Below are 15,482 nucleotides of genomic sequence, written 5' to 3' on the forward strand. Positions count from 1 at the left end.
AGCCGAACCGAGCAGCCAGGGGGAACCGGGATGGGCTACTGGGGGTACTTCGTCGTCGGCCGCGAGGAGCGGCCGCTGGCGGAGCTGGACGCGCTGGTGGGCGCCGAGGGGATGACCCTGCGCGAGCAGGCGCCGGGCGGATGGCAGGTGTGGGAGTACCCGAGCGGGGACGGGGAGGTCGGGAACATGAACGCCCTGGCCCGCGAGACCGGGGCGCCCGCGCTCTTCGGGTACGTCATGGACAGCGCCTCGGTGGTCGTGGAGGCGGCGGCGCCGGAGAGCGGGGCGTGGACGACCTGTCTGGGGCGGGCCGCCATGGCCGGGTATCTCGGCGGCGGTGACGAGGGGCTCACGGTGGAGGACTACTTCCTCGAACCCGCTGACGCCGCCGAGCGGGCCGTCGCCTGGGCCGCCGAGGCCGGGCACGAGGTGAACGCCGAGTCACTGATCGACGTACTCACGGCTGAAGCGGATCCTTTGGCCGAAAACCTCTTCTTCCGGCTGCTCGACCGGCTCGGTGTCGTGCTCCTGTGACACTCACGGGCCGTTGCACGCAGTAAGGGGAAGTGTGGGCTCCGTTAAGGAAGGAGCCTTCCAGGGGCCTGTGCGGGGACCCCGACCCTCATGACTGACCCGCTTAGGGAGGCGTGGATGAGCCTGGTGGAACTGATCGCTCAGGCCGACGAACGCGGACTGGCCGCCAGCGGGTTGGCTTGTTTGGATCGGTGTGTGCCCCTGCTGGGCGGTGACGACGAGGTGTTGCGGCCGCTGTGGGCGAACCTCGCGAACGGCGGGGACCCCGCGGCGTGGGGAGAACTGCTCGACCAGGTGCGCGCCAAGCTGGGCGTCGCGGAGGTCGTGGACGACGAGGACGTCGAGGACGAGGCCGCGCTGCTCGCCCGGCGGATGCTGGCCGCCGCCCCCGCCGTACGGTCCGCCCCCGAGGCGCGGATATGGGCCGACGCCTGCTCGGTCGCCTCGCTGCAGATACACCGGCTGCTCGATCCCGCGGCGGACGACGCGTCCTCGGCCGCTGCCGTGCCTCAGGCCCTCCACTCCGTTCGCGCGGGCGGGGCTCCCGTCGAGGGCCGTGCGCAGGGCATGTCGCCGCTCGTCGCCGCGGAGCTGCGCTGCCAGGTGAACGTCCTGGAGCTCCTCGCCCAGCACGGTGCGGGCGGGCTGCGCCAGGCGCTGGAGGTGTCCACTCAGGGGCGGCGCGTGCTGCGGGCGGTCGTGTCGCGGCGGGCCCGGGGGAGGGGCTGACCCTCTCGGGCGGCCGTCAGCTCATCAGCCACTTCACCACCGCGTCGCCGTAGTCGGCCGTCCGCGCGTAGAAGTCGGTCAGGTCGCGGTGGGTCGCCGCGAAGAGGCCGCGTAGTTCGGGCTCCGCGTCCGGCGCGCCGTACGGCCGCAGCAGCCGCACGCGCGCGTGCCGCCACAGGTCGTCGAAGTCGGCCGCCCTGAGGTACTCGGCGACCCCGGTCACCTGGGACGCGGTGAGCAGCAGGAACGGGGGCAGCGGGGAGTCGGTGTGGAACACCGGGCGGCCGCCGAGCACCACATGGGTGCGAGGGCCTTCCGGCGCGTGATTCGGGGGGACACCGCTGTAGAGGAGCTCGACCTCGCCGTACTGCTTGTCGAGCACCTCCTCGCGATGCCGGCCGATCCGGTCCCGCACGGTGTCCCAGTCGTCCTCGAACAGGCGCTGGAACCAGGTCGCGCTGTTGCGCAGCGCCGAGGGCGGTACCGCGCGGAGATGGAAGTACATGCTCATCAGTGACTGGAGCGCACGGGGGCGGCGAAGCGTCACTCGCGCGTCAACACGGATTGCCGCGTAAACCTGGTTCCTGGGGGAGTCCTGTGTCCGTGCTGGGGCGGAGGTGCGGTGGTCCTGCACCGGTCCGGGGCAGTCCTCGGATCCGGGTGACGAAACCCTGTTCGGGCACGCTCTCCAGAATGTGACGACTCAGCAGGAGACCAGGCCCCCAGCCGCGACGAAGCCCGTGCGGTGGGCGGCGGACGCGGTGGCGACGATGCGCGAGGGGGCGCGGCTGCGGCTCGACTACTCGGCGCAGAGCCTGTGGCGGGTCGACCGGATGATCGAAGGGCTGCGCGGTGAACGGACGCCGTACGCCGCCGCGGAGAACGTGCTGCGCGGTCTCGGCGCGTACGCCGGTGAGGTGATCGCCCGTCAGACCGGCGCCGAGTGGTGGACGTCGGGCGGCGACTTCTGGATCCGCACGCCCGACGGACGGCTGTGGGACCCGATCGACGAGGCGCGCCGGTGTTTCGCGGGCGACGGGTCGCTGCGCCTGCTGTGCCGGGACGCGACGCGTGGGGAGTCGCGGCGGTAACCCTGTGACATGACTCGGCCGGGACCCCGTGAATGGGCGGGGTCCCGGCCGGGTCAGGTGGTCCTCGACGGTTGACGAGGCTCTCGCCGGGTTACGGCGTCAGCGTCTGGCCCAGGTGGGCGTCCGTCGGGGTGCCCAGGGTGGTCTTGCTGTAGATGACCGCCTGGGAGTAGCCGAGGCCCGTGCTGTTGCTCGGCAGGTACAGCAGGATGCCGTCCGTGCCGTCCTCGCCCTCGGCGCCGAACGTCAGGTCCGCGCGGCCGTAGCCCGACAGGTCCGTCAGGGACACCGACGAGCCGAAGAGGTCGCCGCTCTCCGCGGCGCCGGGGACGCCGGACGTGTCCTGGGAGATCGCGACCGAGCCGGTGCCGGTCAGGCCGGAGGCCGTGCCCTTGACCAGGATCGCGTCGCCCGCGTTGGACTGGTTCACACCGCTGCGGGGGAAGTCCTCGCCGGGGGCGCCGGCGAGGGCGTCCGCGTAGCCGTCGGCGTTGTAGTCGCCGACCGAGACCGAGGCGCCGAAGTTGTCGCCCGACTCGTTGCCGCCGGGGACGTTCGTGGTGTCCTGGTGGATCGTCGTCATGCCGGTGGTGGTGAAGCCGGTGGACGTGCCGGGGACCATGGTGATCTGGCCGCCGGACTTGCCGCCCGACTCGGACGCCACCGGCTGGCCGATGACGATGTCGTCGTAGCCGTTGCCGTTGACGTCGCCCGCGGCGATGGAGCGGCCGCCCTTGACGGAGATCACGCCGACCTTGGTGAGGCCGGTCGCCGAGCCCGCGAAGCGGACCACGCGGCCGATGCCGCCGGTGTCGCGGTAGTTGAGGGCGACGTCCGCGTAGCCGTCCCGGTTGAAGTCGCCGGTCGCGGCGTCCAGGTAGGCGACGGCGCCCGTGGCGGAGGTCAGCGTGCCGGTCGCCGTGGCGCCGCCGGTCAGCCTCGCGTTCCAGTTGCCGCCCTTGCCGGTGCCGGCCGCGAACACATCGGCCTTGCCGTCGCCGTTGAAGTCGCCGACGGTGACCGTGGAGCCGAGCTTGGCGCCGGTGGCCGTGACGCTGCCCGAGGTGGTGTACGAGAAGCCGGAGTTGAGTCCGGGGCCGTACAGCACCGTGACCGAACCGCGGTCCGCGTGGCCGCTGGTGTCGTCCTCGCCGGGCGCGCCGATCGCGAGGTCGGCGTAGCCGTCGCCGTTGACATCGCCCCACGCCGTCGAGGCGCCGAAGTTGTCGCCGGACTCGTGGCCGCCGGGAACGCCGGTGCTGTTCTGCGTGATCGTCCGCTTGGAGGCGGTGACCGGGCCGTCGACGCCGCCCGGGACGACGGTGAGGGTGCCGCCGTTGCTCAGCGCACGGGGCGTGCCGGTGACCAGGTCGGTGATGCCGTCACGGTTGAAGTCCGAGGTCGCCAGGGCATGCGAGATGCCCGGGGTCTTGGCGACCTGGGCGATACGGCTGAGCTTGGGGTAGAGGTTGGCGCCGGGGCAGGCCGTGGAGTTGGTGTCCCGGTGGCCGAAGACCCGCGGCAGCGTGACCGACGTGCCCTTCGGGATCTTGTTGCCGCTGTAGCCCTGCTCCACGCCGGACGTCAGCGTGACCTTCCCGGTCGGGTCGATGCCGTACATGCCGAACTTCCACGCGACGACACGCGAGATCGCGTCCATACCGGCGCGGCTCGGCTTGGCCGACTCGAAGTTGCCGATGTAGGAGATGCCGACCGTGTTGGTGTTGAACCCGGCGTCGTGCGCGCCGATCACCGGCAGGTCCATGCCGCCGCTGCGGCCCTCGAATATCTGGCCGCACTTGTCGACGACGAAGTTGTAGCCGATGTCGAACCAGCCCTGGCTGATGTGCGCCTGCTGGATGGTGCGCAGCCGGGCCGCGGACTCGGCGCAGGACAGGCCGTTGTCGCTGTCGACGCCGGTGTGGTGGATGACGGCGGCCTTGATCTCGGTGCCGTACTCCGGCGTGCCGTCGTAGTCCGTCGACGCGCCCCACTCGGCCTGCGTGATGACCGGCGGCTTGACGACCGTCGACGGCCGGGGCGCCGGGACGGTGGAGGTCGGGGTGGGGGAGGCGGTCGGGGACGTGGACCCGGTGGGGGTCCCGGTGACCGTCGGGGAGTCCGTGGGCGTGGGGGCGTTCGTGGGGTCCGGGGTGCCGGTGGGCGTGGCCGAGTCGGTCGGCGTGACCGTTTCGGCGGGGTCCGTCGGCGCCGGGGGCTCCGTCGCCGGCGTCGTGGTCTCCTCCGCCGCGAAGGCGGCCGGCCGCATCGTGCCCTTCGGGTCCGTGCCGGGGTCGAGCAGCTTGACGTCCATGCCGCTCGGCTGGCCGCTCGCCTCGGTGCCGTCCGCGTTCACGAGGCGCACCTCGACACCGTCGGAGTCACCGGTCCACACCGACTCCGTACCGCCGCGCAGGGCGGCCCGCGCGCCCTCGGCGCCGTCCGCCTGGCTCGGCTCGAGCGTGACCTTCTGCCAGCCCGACCACTTGCCGCTCTCCCGGTCCCGGGTGCGCACCTCGGGCGTGCCCTTGGCCTCCGCCTCGGGGTCGTTCCAGGTCAGCACGACCGCGCTGAAGCGGTCGGTGCCCTGCTTGGCCAGACCCCGGCGGCCCGAGCCGCGGTCCTTGAGCTTGAGCGTGTGGATCGACGGCTTGCGGCTGTCGCGCTTGGCGTCGGCCGGCGCGGACGGATCCGCCATCGCGTACGTCACGACGCCGGCGCCGCTCAGCACGACGGCTCCCACCGTCAGCCACGCGCGTCTCTTCAGACTCAGCGGTTTGTACGCATGGGTCCTGCGAGGACTCAACTGCCCCACCCCTAGGAAATGGTCACGGTCGCATCACCTGTCACACAGGTGGCAACTACAAACAGCGCACATACGATCGGAACTGTCACTCACTGACACAGGCCCCCCGAGCCGACAACCCGGCAGCGGGGCCGGGTCCTCGGCGGACGCGGCCCCGCGGGTTCGGGGGTCAGGCCGCCCAGACCTCGGCCTCGTCGGCCGGGACGGTGGTGGCCAGGCCCAGCTCCTTGCGGGCGGCGACCGTCTTGTTCGGGTCGATGCCGGTGAAGGCCGGGTCGTAGGCGATGTAGAAGGCGTCGGTGTCGGCGGCGTTCGCGGCCGCCTTCCAGTGCCCGGCCGTCTTCGTCAGCTGCGCGCGCAGCTTGCCGACCTCCGTGCCCTCGATGCCCTTCAGGCCCTCGAGGTGTGCGTCGAGGGCGGTCGCGACGGCCTTGGCCTGCGCCTTGTAGGCGGCCAGGTCGTCCTCGACGTCCTTCTCGGACTGGTTGGTCCACAGGGCGTCGTAGACGGCGTTCGAACCCTTCAGATACGTGCTCTGCTCGGACTTGAAGGACTTCGCCTCGGCGTCCAACGAGCCGGTGAACTTGCCCGATTCCTTGGTGTAGCTGCAGCTCACGGCGCGGTCACCCGTCGCCCAGCTCTCCTTGGTCGGGGTGTAGTAGAAGAGGGCGACCCCCTTGGGGAGCGCCCAGGTGTCCGGGGCGAACTTCCCCGCCTCGACCGGGCACCGCTTGTCGGCGATGGCCGAGATCGCCTCGTCGCCGGGGTAGGAGGACACCTCGTCGATCTTGAAATCGCCGACGGCCTGACCCGTGTGCGCCTCGGTGCAGGGCACGATCTCGACGAGGATCTCGGTGCCCTCGCCCTTGGTGTTGGGGTTGTAGCAGTCCCCGGTCTCCAGCGAGAACACCGAGCGCTGGCGGGCCACCTTCTTCGCGCCGTCCTTGGCGCTGTCGACGGCGTCCGATACGTCCGAACACCCCGCCGCGCCGATCGCGAGCAGGGCGACGGCGGCAGCTATGCCGCGAAGGGGGCGAGAGGACCTAAGGGTCGACATGGCGTGTACATCCTCTTATTTGATCTTTATGGGGGGCGGGCGCATCGTATGCCATTTCCGTGGCACAACTGTGCGAAGGCCGTCGCCTCCCTGATGGCGTCTCTGACTCCCGATGGGCCGCGAGGGTTGTATCCGGGCCGCGTCGGACGCGCCCTGTGACACTTCTGTGAGGCGGGGCGCTGATCACCGTGGAGGGACGTGGGCAAGGTGGCCGTACCGCGAGGTGCGGATTCGCCGCGAACCGGTACGGACGAGGACAGTTCTTGCGCCAAGGAGGGGAACCCCGCCGCGTGCACGCGTACGACGGGGAGTTGGGCGCGGCCGTCGCGCGGGCTCAGGAAGGTGACGAGGCCGCCTTCGCGGTCGTGTACCGGCTGGTGCAGCCAGGGCTGCTCGGATACCTGCGTGGGCTGGTCGGGGACGACGCCGAGGACGTGGCGTCCGACGCCTGGCTGGAGATCGCCCGGGACCTCGGGCGGTTCAAGGGCGACGGCGCCGGGTTCCGGGGCTGGAGCGCGACCATCGCCCGGCACCGGGCCCTGGACCATCTGCGCCGGCTGAAGGTACGGCCCCGGTCGTCGGCGCTGGAACAGGACGTACTGGAACTGCCCGGTGCGCACAGCACGTACGACCAGGCGCTGGAGTCGATCTCCACGGAGCGCGCCCTGGAACTGGTCCGCGGGCTGCCGCGGGACCAGGCCGAGGCCGTGCTGCTGCGGGTGGTCGTCGGCCTCGACGCCCCGGCCGCGGCACGCGTTCTCGGCAAGCGCCCGGGCGCGGTCCGCACGGCCGCGTACCGGGGGCTGAAGCGCCTGGCCAAGCAGCTGGGCGTCGAAGGTGTGACGGATGACGGCCCCCGGACGCTGGGGGAATCGAAATGAACAGTGCGCGTGACGGCGGCGGCCAGGGCGGAACATCGGCGCCTCGATGAGGCGAAGTGGTGTGGGCGGTGAGTCGTACGGGGCGTGGGAGACGTACAGGCTCTACGAGCTCGTGGGGCACAGCTGTCACAGAGGCGGCGTAGATCGGGTACGTCATGTGCATCACGTACGCGACGCGCGTCACGCAGGCCGCATACGGATCAGGTCGGACAGGTCGGACAGGAACGGGACATGGACATGGGTGAACGGCAGAGCGGCGGTGGGTCCACCGGCCGTCGGCGTGTGCACCCTGACGGCATGGCTTCCGGGCATGCGTCCGGTCGCGCGTCCGGCCCGACCGTGATGCTCGACGACGCCGCGTTGGAGGCGCTGCTCTCCGCCGCCGTACTGCGCGGACACCGCGTGGACGACGAGGGCGAGCAGCGGGCCGTGGCCGCGTTCCGGGCGGCCCGGGACGCGGGGACCCACCGGGCGGCGCGCACCCGGCGCCGGGACGACTGGCGGCCCCGTGGGCAACGGCGTTTCGCGCGCTCGGTGAAGACCACGCTGTCCCTGTTCCTCGCGAGCCTCGCGCTGGGCGGTGTGGCGTTCGCCGCGATCGGTACGTCCGGTTCCTCGGACGCCCCCGCGGGAGACAAGGGCAGGCCCACCCCCTCGAACAGCGCCCCCGGTCTGCCGGCCGGCGAGCCGTCCTCCGCCGCGCCCGGCGCCGCCTCCGCGAAGCCCGGCCATCCGGCCACCGCCCAGGACACCGAGGCCAAGTGCCGTGCCTACGTGGAGGTCGAGGGGCACGGCAAGGCCCTGGAGTCGACGGCCTGGCAGCGGCTCGTCACGGCAGCGGGCGGCGAGGACAAGGTGGCCGCATACTGCGCCGAGCAGCTGGCGGCGGCGGCGAAGAACGAGCCGACCAAGAGGGCCGACGGCGCCGGTGCCACCGACAACGGCCAGGGCCCGAGCGAGCCGGGCCCGAGCCAGCCGGGCCTGAGCCAGCCGGGCCCGAGCAAGCCGGTTCCGAGCGGCCAGAGCACCCCCGGCAAGGGCGCCGCGAAGGCGGAGAAGCCCGAGAAGCAGGACTGACGCCCTCGGCGACGGCCGTGGCCGCCGCATAGTGCCTGACCGACTCCGGACGGCTGCGTTGTGCCACGCGGCGAGGAACGGCGACGGACAACCGGGGCGGTCGTCGGTCAGGCGACCGGTACGACGTAGGGGAAGGTGTCGGTCAGGGAGCGACCGTTGCGGCCGACGAAGCCGTCTCTCCCGCGCTCCCTGCGGCCTCCTGGCCGGTGACGCCGGTGGCGACCTCGGGCGACCGGGCCGTCCCCGGCCGCTGACCACCGTTCCGGCGAGGCCCGGACACGGCACGGGCGAGGGGTTCCGCCGTCGGCTGCCGGGGTCGGAGAGGGCCATGCGCGAGACGACCGGGGCCGCCACCCCCCACAGGAGAGGCCCCGGCCGTCGCGCGGCACGGGCCGCGCGGCGGCCCGTACTCTCTACAGCGCCATGACTGCGTTTTCTGTCACACCCGGACGACGACATCGCGGTGTCCTGGGTAGTTGCATGTTGTACGGACATGGACGAGCGGCTCTTTCAGGCCGTAACGTGCCTTTCGCGCCGGACGCGGAGGGTGTATGACCACCGCAACGACCTGCGGTCTTGAAGCCGCAACCATCAATTGAGGTACCTAGTGCTGGGGGACGACGCGGAGCTGACTGCCGCGGTGCTTGCGGCACAGGACGGGGACGAGACCGCGTTCCGGACTGTGTACCGCTCCGTGCACCCGCGGCTGCTCGGGTACGTACGGACGCTGGTCGGCGACCCCGACGCCGAGGACGTCGCCTCGGAGGCGTGGCTGCAGATAGCGCGTGACCTGGAGCGGTTCAGCGGGGACGCGGACCGCTTCCGCGGCTGGGCCGCCCGAATAGCCCGCAACCGCGCCCTGGACCACATACGCATGCGCGGCCGCCGCCCCGCGATCGGCGGTGACGAGACGGAGCTGACCGGGAAGGCCGCGGAGTCCGACACCGCGGGCGAGGCCATCGAGGCCCTGGCCACCGACGGCACCCTCTCCCTCATCGCGCGTCTGCCGCAGGACCAGGCGGAGGCCGTCGTCCTGCGCGTGGTCGTGGGGCTCGACGCCAAGACCGCCGCGGAGACGCTCGGCAAGCGTCCGGGCGCCGTACGGACCGCCGCGCACCGTGGTCTGAAGCGGCTCGCCGAGCTGCTCGGCGACGATCCGGAATCGGCCGGGGTGCTCGACGCCCTGCCTCCCCAGCGAGGAACCCGCGACCGTGCGGTGACGTCTGCGAGTGTGACGCAAAGCGTCACGCGGACGCAGAAGGATGTGTGATGGCCGACGAGCAGTACAGGTGGCTGGACCGCGAAACGGCGGAGCGTTTGCTGCGCGGAGAGTCACTCGAAGCTGTCGACGCCGCCGACCGCGACCAGGCCGAACGGCTCGCCAAGACCCTTGAGTCCCTGACCGCCGAACCCCCGCTGAGCAGCGCGGAACTCCCCGGAGAGGCCGCCGCGTTGGCGGCGTTCCGCGCGGCGCGCGCCGGGCGGGCCGACGCTCCCGGGACCACCGGCCACGGCTCCGGTCCGCACGCCGTTGAGGGCTCCGACGTCGGGCTCGTCCGCATCGGCGCCCCCGCCCGTGCCGCCCGTCGCCCCCGCTGGGCCCGTCCCGTACGGCTCGGTCTCGCCGCCGCGCTGGCCGTCGGCATGGTCGGCGGGGTCGCCGTCGCGGCCGGAACCGGAGTCCTGCCGACGCCGTTCGACCGCGACGAGCCGGCCCGCCCGGCCGCCTCGGTCTCGGCGTCGCTGCCGGAACGCACCCTCGTCTCGCCCTCGCCGGAGAACGGCGCGCAGGGCGAGCCCACGCCCGACGGCGGCTCGAAGGGCCCCACCGGCTCCGGGAACACCCAGGGCGCGGCGCCCGGCAGCACGGCCCCGGGCCGTGAGACCGACGCCCCGGACCGCGACGAGCACTCCGGCGGCTGGTGGCGCGACGTCACCTCCTCCTGCCGCGACCTGCGTGACGGCAAGCAGCTGTCCGCCGACCGTCGTCGCGCCCTGGAGAGCGCGGCCGGCGGTTCCGTCACCGTGCGGAAGTACTGCCAGAGCGTCCTGACCGGCGTCGGCGAGAGCACCGGCTCGCCGCGGGACGAGGGCAAGGGCGACGGCGGCCAGGAAGAGAACAAGGACAAGGGCAAGGGCAAAGACACGGACAAGGGCGACGACGACCCCCGAGGCCGGTACCAGGATCGGGGCAAGGGCAGAAGCGCTGACGCGGACCACGCGGCCGACGTGCTCGGCGCCCGCGGCCGCAGCGGCCGCCAGCCCGCCGTCGCCGCAAAGACCCCGTCCGCCGTGACCGGCCTCCTGTCGGCCCGAACCCCGCTGCCTACTGCGGAGTCAGTCGCAGTCACTCCCGCCACAAGCCGTTGACCTGCGGTTTTGTGATTCTTGGAAAATTCTTCCCGACGAGGGTGACACTTTCGGCCGCTGCGGCGCTGAACTGAGTGAGCCGACTGGTCATCGGCCCTCGCACAGAGCCGGGGTTCCCCCCGTACCTGCGGCTCGTGCATCGGCGCGGGCGGGACACGTTCCCCCGGTCCCGCCCGCGCCCCACTTCCTCCGCGCCCCGCGCCTCACCAGTGGACGACGACCTTGTCGCCGTTCCTCACCTGGTCGAACATCTCCGCGATCGCCCGCTCGTCCCGTACGTTGACGCAGCCGTGCGAGGCACCGGCGTAACCCGTGGCCGCGAAGTCGGACGAGTAGTGCACCGCCTGCCCGCCGCTGAAGAACATCGCGTAAGGCATCGGCGAGTCATAGAGCGTCGACACATGGTGCCGGGACTTCCAGTAGACGCTGAACACACCTTCCCGCGTCGGTGTGTACTGCGACCCGAACCGCACCGGCACCGTCAGCACCGTCCGACCGTCGATCATCCAGCGCAGCGTCCGGCTCGACTTGCTGATGCACAGCACCCGGCCGGTCATGCACCGCGTGTCCGGCGCGTCGGCGGGCTGCCCGCCCATCAGATACAGGTCCCACTTGCCGGGCTCGCGCGTCATCTTCAGCAGCCGCTGCCAGGTGACCTCGTCGGTCTTCCCCGTCTTCGGCAGCCCGCGCTTGCCCTGGAAGCCCCTGACCGCCTGTTCGGTCAGATCGTCGTAGGTGCCGGTCGGTCCGTCGAAGAGCCAGGCGATCTGCCGCAGCCGGGCCTGGAGCTCGCGTACGTCACGGCCCTCGTCGCCCCGGGACCACAGCACGGCGGGCGCCGGAGGCGTGGGCTCGGCGCTCGGCTTGTCGTCGGGCGGTGCGGACTTCGGGGACGGCGTGCCGCTCGGGAGCTCGATGCGCACCGGCGAGCGGTGCTCCTCGCCGGAGGCCTGCACGGTGCACCCGCACAGCACCGTGAGCACGGCTCCCGAGGCGAGCACGGCCGTCGACGTACGCCTGCCCTTGCCGCGGAGGCTCCCCATGCCCCTGACGCGTATCCACCCCATGCCTCTGGTACGCATCCCGACCCCCGTCGTCTCATCGCGGCCGGACGGTTCCGGCCGCCCCGATGTGATCACCAGATGTCCCCCCAGAGATGTTTCCCCGCACGTGCCCGGTCGCGAACCAGGGAGCATGGTGGGAGACAAGGCGGACGCCCACGGCTACAGTCCGTGGCGAAGCCGCCCGTACTGGCGGGTAACAAGCGGCACGACGCGGAGGCACACCATGGCGCGTGAGTCGGAGTCCGGACTGCCCATCGAGCCGGTCTACGGGCCGGACGCGCTGAACGACTGGGACCCGGCCGAGAAGCTGGGCGCGCCCGGCGAGTATCCCTTCACGCGCGGTGTGTATCCGTCGATGTACACGGGCCGTCCGTGGACGATGCGCCAGTACGCGGGCTTCGGTACGGCGACGGAGTCCAACGCCCGCTACCGCGACCTGATCGCGCACGGCACGATGGGTCTGTCGGTCGCCTTCGATCTGCCGACCCAGATGGGCCACGACTCCGACGCACCGATCGCGCACGGTGAGGTCGGCAAGGTGGGCGTGGCGATCGACTCGATCGACGACATGCGGGTGCTGTTCGGGGGGATCCCGCTGGACCAGGTGTCGACGTCGATGACGATCAACGCGCCGGCCGCGCTGCTGCTGCTCCTGTACCAACTGGTGGCGGAGGAGCAGGGGGTCCCGGCGGACCGGCTGACGGGCACGATCCAGAACGACGTGCTGAAGGAGTACATCGCGCGCGGGACGTACATCTTCCCGCCCAAGCCCTCCCTGCGGCTGATCGCCGACATCTTCAAGTACTGCAAGGCCGAGATCCCGAAGTGGAACACGATCTCGATCTCCGGCTACCACATGGCCGAGGCGGGCGCGTCACCCGCGCAGGAGATCGCGTTCACGCTGGCGGACGGCATCGAGTACGTGCGTACGGCGGTGGCGGCGGGCATGGACGTCGACGACTTCGCGCCCCGCCTCTCGTTCTTCTTCGTCGCCCGTACGACGATCCTGGAGGAGGTCGCCAAGTTCCGTGCCGCACGCAGGATCTGGGCCCGCGTGATGCGGGAGGAGTTCGGCGCGAAGAACCCCAAGTCCCTGATGCTGCGCTTCCACACGCAGACGGCGGGGGTGCAGCTGACGGCCCAGCAGCCGGAGGTGAACCTGGTGCGGGTCGCGGTGCAGGGACTGGCGGCGGTGTTGGGCGGCACGCAGTCCCTGCACACCAACTCCTTCGACGAGGCGATCGCGCTGCCGACGGACAAGAGCGCGCGGCTGGCGTTGCGCACGCAGCAGGTGCTGGCGTACGAGACGGACGTGACGGCGACGGTCGACCCGTTCGCGGGCTCGTACGTCATCGAGAAGATGACGGATGACGTGGAGGCGGCGGCGCTGGAGCTCATGCGGAAGGTCGAGGACCTCGGTGGCGTGGTCGCGGCCATCGAGCACGGCTTCCAGAAGGGCGAGATCGAGCGCAGCGCGTACCGGATCGCCCAGGAGACGGACTCCGGCGAGCGGGTCGTGGTCGGTGTCAACCGCTTCCAGTTGAACGAGGAGGAGCCGTACGAGCCGCTGCGCGTCGACCCCGCCATCGAGGCCCAGCAGGCCGAACGGCTCGCGAAGCTGCGGGCGGAGCGGGACCAGGGGGCGGTGGACTCGGCCCTCGACGCCCTGCGGAAGGCGGCGGCGGGGGAGGACAACGTGCTGTACCCGATGAAGGAGGCGCTGCGGGCGCGGGCGACCGTGGGGGAGGTGTGCGACGCGTTGCGGGGGGTTTGGGGGACTTACGTGCCGTCGGATGCGTTCTGAATGACCAAGTCCGGATACCGTAGGTAAGTTCACGTATCCGGAGGGGAGTTGCTGTGGCGGTGCGTGCGCGGCGGACGACGGTACTCGAAGCCGAAACGTGGCTCACTCGGCAGCTGGAGGGGTATCGCGGTGAGGTCCTCTTCGAGAGGCTCACCGCGACGCCGTGGGCGGATGGTCCGCATCAGGAAACTCTGACCAAGCTTTGCTCGGCGTTTCACGATGCTGGAGAGGGGCGCGGGCTCAAGTGCGTGCTGGGAATCGGCTTGTGGTTGCCGACGGGTCCCGACGACTTCGCGGTGCCTGGCCTTTCGGTCGTCGAAGCGGATTTCCTGAATGCGCACATCCAGCACAACTGCTATGGGCCCCCGGCTTTCCGGTTGGTGCTGGAAGTGACCGCCTGTAATTGGTCCGACGACCTAGGCCTCAAGGTCGACGCCTACGCCCGGGCCGGCATCCCCGCCTACCTCATCGCGGACCGCAAACACGACGAGGTTCTGCTCTACACGGACCCGGCCGACGGCAAGTACCCCGACCCCGTCCGCTACAAGCGAGGCCAAACCGTCCCCGTCCCCGAATCCGTCGGCGTCGCCCTCGACCTCTCCGTCGACACTCTCCTTGACGGCGACTAGCGACCCCCGAACCGGCCCAGATAGCCCAAGCCCCCGGCTGTCTGGTCCCCGGCCCACCCCACATACCCGTCCGGCCGCACGAGGAACACCCCGCAGCCGTACGACTCCAGCGCCCGCCCCCGGACCACCCGAACCGCCTCCGGCACCACCGGCGCCTCCACTCCCACCGCGACCACCGTCCAGTGCGGCCCCCGGAACGCGTCGAAGAGCCGTACGCCGTCCAGGTTGCCGTCGGGAGCGCGGTCGCCCGCCCGCACCGCACCCGGCGTCGCCCGTGTCTCCTTCGTGAGCGACGACTCCCGGTACCCGAGCCCGAGTTGACACGTTGCCTCCCCGCGCCGCACCTCCCCGCGATGCACGCTCGTCGACAACCCCAGCATGTCCGCCGCGACGTGCCGCCGCTCCTCCTCGTACGTGTCCAACAGCCCGGCGGCCGCCCCGTCCCGCAGCACCGCCCCCAGCTTCCACCCCAGGTTGTAGGCGTCCTGCACGCTGGTGTTGAGCCCCTGCCCGCCCGCCGGTGAGTGGACGTGCGCGGCGTCCCCCGCGAGGAAGACCCGCCCGTCCCGGAACCGGTCCGCCAGCGCCGCCCGCGGCCGGAAGCCCGAGGCCCAGCGCACCTCGGTCACGTCGTCGGGGGCGAGGTGAGACCGGGCGGCGACGACCTTGCGGATGCCCTCCAGCGATACGTCCACCGATGCCCCCTCCGGGAACCGGGCCACGACCTGGAAGTCCTCCGTCCCGGCGAGCGGGCAGACGGCCAGGAAGCCGTCGCCTTCCCCGTGAGGCGGGAAGATGTGCCAGTTGTCGCGGTCCAGTCCCGCGATCCTGACGTCCGCCACCAGCATCGGGCTCGGATCGACCGTCTCCCCTGTCATGCCGATGCCCACAGCCCGCCGTACGGCCGAACGGCCACCGTCGGCGGCGACGACGTAGCGCGCGCGGACGCTCTCGCCGGCCGGGAAGCGGACCGTCACGCCGTCCTCGTCCTGCGTGAGCCCCACGACCTCCCGGCCGAAGGCGACCTGGCCGCCCAGCTCCTCCAGCCGGCCGAACAGGATCTCCTGCGTCCGCCACTGCGGCACCATCCACGGCTCGGCGTGCGGCGAGTCCTCCGTCACCTCCGCCGGGTCGAACATCCGGTGCTCGCCGACCCGCTTCCCGTCCTGCCAGATCATCCCGACCGGATAGCTGCCGCCCGCGGCGCGGATCGCGTCGAGCACGCCCAGGTCGTCGAAAACCTCCATCGTGCGCGGCTGGATGCCCTTGCCGCGCGAGCCCGGGAACAGCCCGTCGGCCCGCTCCACGACCAGCGCGTCCACCCCGCGCCGCGCGAGGTCGATGCCGAGGGTGAGGCCGGTCGGCCCCGCACCCACGATCAGTAGGTCGGTCCGTACCGTCATGATCCACGCTCCTTAACGCTGTTAAGTTCGCCGGAGT

At 71.6% G+C, this 15,482-nt stretch carries 14 protein-coding genes; 9 read left to right on the forward strand and 5 right to left on the reverse strand.

What is annotated here, in order from left to right; genetic code table 11:
• Positions 1–30: 30 nt before the first annotated feature.
• The gene (locus ACIREI_RS23915; protein WP_403336226.1) at positions 31–534 is read left to right on the forward strand and encodes a hypothetical protein; all 504 of its coding nucleotides are present in this window, start codon (positions 31–33) and stop codon (positions 532–534) included.
• 117 nt (positions 535–651) lie between these two features.
• The gene (locus ACIREI_RS23920) at positions 652–1,263 is read left to right on the forward strand and encodes a hypothetical protein (RefSeq protein WP_403336229.1); all 612 of its coding nucleotides are present in this window, start codon (positions 652–654) and stop codon (positions 1,261–1,263) included.
• Between the two features lie 16 nt (positions 1,264–1,279).
• On the opposite strand, the gene ACIREI_RS23925 is transcribed toward ACIREI_RS23920, so the two are convergent.
• Positions 1,280–1,768, reverse strand: a complete 489-nt coding sequence (locus ACIREI_RS23925) for a DUF1877 family protein (RefSeq protein ID WP_403336231.1) — start codon at positions 1,766–1,768, stop codon at positions 1,280–1,282.
• Between the two features lie 190 nt (positions 1,769–1,958).
• Here ACIREI_RS23925 and ACIREI_RS23930 point away from each other — a divergent pair, with 190 nt between their 5' ends.
• Positions 1,959–2,354 carry a hypothetical protein gene (locus tag ACIREI_RS23930; RefSeq protein WP_403336234.1) on the forward strand — a complete coding sequence of 132 codons (396 nt, stop codon included), beginning with the start codon at positions 1,959–1,961 and terminating at the stop codon, positions 2,352–2,354.
• A 91-nt stretch (positions 2,355–2,445) separates the two neighbouring features.
• Here the strand turns inward: ACIREI_RS23930 and ACIREI_RS23935 are convergent, their stop codons facing one another.
• A complete protein-coding gene (locus tag ACIREI_RS23935; RefSeq protein WP_403336237.1) occupies positions 2,446–5,085 on the reverse strand; it encodes an FG-GAP-like repeat-containing protein in 2,640 nt (879 codons plus the stop codon).
• 244 nt (positions 5,086–5,329) lie between these two features.
• A complete protein-coding gene (locus ACIREI_RS23940) occupies positions 5,330–6,217 on the reverse strand; it encodes a septum formation family protein (protein ID WP_403336240.1) in 888 nt (295 codons plus the stop codon).
• Positions 6,218–6,480: 263 nt separating this feature from the next.
• Here ACIREI_RS23940 and ACIREI_RS23945 point away from each other — a divergent pair, with 263 nt between their 5' ends.
• From ACIREI_RS23945 to ACIREI_RS23960, 4 genes are all read left to right on the forward strand, one after another.
• Positions 6,481–7,098: an RNA polymerase sigma factor gene (locus ACIREI_RS23945; RefSeq protein ID WP_403336242.1), complete on the forward strand. Its 618-nt coding sequence runs from the start codon at positions 6,481–6,483 to the stop codon at positions 7,096–7,098.
• Positions 7,099–7,395: 297 nt separating this feature from the next.
• Positions 7,396–8,175 (forward strand): hypothetical protein, encoded by a 780-nt coding sequence (locus ACIREI_RS23950; protein WP_403336245.1) that lies wholly within the window; start codon positions 7,396–7,398, stop codon positions 8,173–8,175.
• 607 nt (positions 8,176–8,782) lie between these two features.
• Entirely contained in the window at positions 8,783–9,445 is a 663-nt protein-coding gene (locus ACIREI_RS23955; RefSeq protein ID WP_062150839.1) for an RNA polymerase sigma factor, read from the forward strand.
• Positions 9,445–10,545: a hypothetical protein gene (locus ACIREI_RS23960; protein ID WP_403336247.1), complete on the forward strand. Its 1,101-nt coding sequence runs from the start codon at positions 9,445–9,447 to the stop codon at positions 10,543–10,545. Before ACIREI_RS23955 ends, ACIREI_RS23960 begins: the two co-directional genes overlap by 1 nt.
• Positions 10,546–10,748: 203 nt before the next feature.
• Here ACIREI_RS23960 and ACIREI_RS23965 read toward each other — a convergent pair whose 3' ends face one another.
• On the reverse strand, positions 10,749–11,588 hold the full coding sequence (locus ACIREI_RS23965; protein WP_403336250.1) for a L,D-transpeptidase family protein: 840 nt from the start codon (positions 11,586–11,588) through the stop codon (positions 10,749–10,751).
• A 244-nt stretch (positions 11,589–11,832) separates the two neighbouring features.
• Between ACIREI_RS23965 and ACIREI_RS23970 the strand changes: the two genes are divergently transcribed.
• Positions 11,833–13,413, forward strand: a complete 1,581-nt coding sequence (locus tag ACIREI_RS23970) for a methylmalonyl-CoA mutase (protein ID WP_403336252.1) — start codon at positions 11,833–11,835, stop codon at positions 13,411–13,413.
• Positions 13,414–13,466: 53 nt separating this feature from the next.
• Positions 13,467–14,042: a Uma2 family endonuclease gene (locus tag ACIREI_RS23975; protein ID WP_403336255.1), complete on the forward strand. Its 576-nt coding sequence runs from the start codon at positions 13,467–13,469 to the stop codon at positions 14,040–14,042.
• Here ACIREI_RS23975 and ACIREI_RS23980 read toward each other — a convergent pair.
• Positions 14,039–15,445, reverse strand: a complete 1,407-nt coding sequence (locus ACIREI_RS23980; RefSeq protein ID WP_403336257.1) for an FAD-dependent oxidoreductase — start codon at positions 15,443–15,445, stop codon at positions 14,039–14,041. The genes ACIREI_RS23975 and ACIREI_RS23980 overlap by 4 nt on opposite strands.
• Between the last annotated feature and the right edge of the window lie 37 nt (positions 15,446–15,482).

The organism is Streptomyces sp. NPDC093591, assembly GCF_044764885.1.
Lineage (GTDB): Bacteria > Actinomycetota > Actinomycetes > Streptomycetales > Streptomycetaceae > Streptomyces.

What these genes read in the sequence shown, in the direction of transcription:
- ACIREI_RS23915 (WP_403336226.1), top strand. Translation starts at nt 31, where the DNA reads ATGGGCTACTGGGGGTACTTCGTCGTCGGCCGCGAGGAGCGGCCGCTG.
- ACIREI_RS23920 (WP_403336229.1), top strand. Translation starts at nt 652, where the DNA reads ATGAGCCTGGTGGAACTGATCGCTCAGGCCGACGAACGCGGACTGGCC.
- ACIREI_RS23925 (WP_403336231.1), bottom strand. Translation starts at nt 1,768, where the DNA reads ATGTACTTCCATCTCCGCGCGGTACCGCCCTCGGCGCTGCGCAACAGC.
- ACIREI_RS23940 (WP_403336240.1), bottom strand. Translation starts at nt 6,217, where the DNA reads ATGTCGACCCTTAGGTCCTCTCGCCCCCTTCGCGGCATAGCTGCCGCC.
- ACIREI_RS23950 (WP_403336245.1), top strand. Translation starts at nt 7,396, where the DNA reads ATGGCTTCCGGGCATGCGTCCGGTCGCGCGTCCGGCCCGACCGTGATG.
- ACIREI_RS23960 (WP_403336247.1), top strand. Translation starts at nt 9,445, where the DNA reads ATGGCCGACGAGCAGTACAGGTGGCTGGACCGCGAAACGGCGGAGCGT.
- ACIREI_RS23965 (WP_403336250.1), bottom strand. Translation starts at nt 11,588, where the DNA reads ATGGGGAGCCTCCGCGGCAAGGGCAGGCGTACGTCGACGGCCGTGCTC.
- ACIREI_RS23970 (WP_403336252.1), top strand. Translation starts at nt 11,833, where the DNA reads ATGGCGCGTGAGTCGGAGTCCGGACTGCCCATCGAGCCGGTCTACGGG.
- ACIREI_RS23980 (WP_403336257.1), bottom strand. Translation starts at nt 15,445, where the DNA reads ATGACGGTACGGACCGACCTACTGATCGTGGGTGCGGGGCCGACCGGC.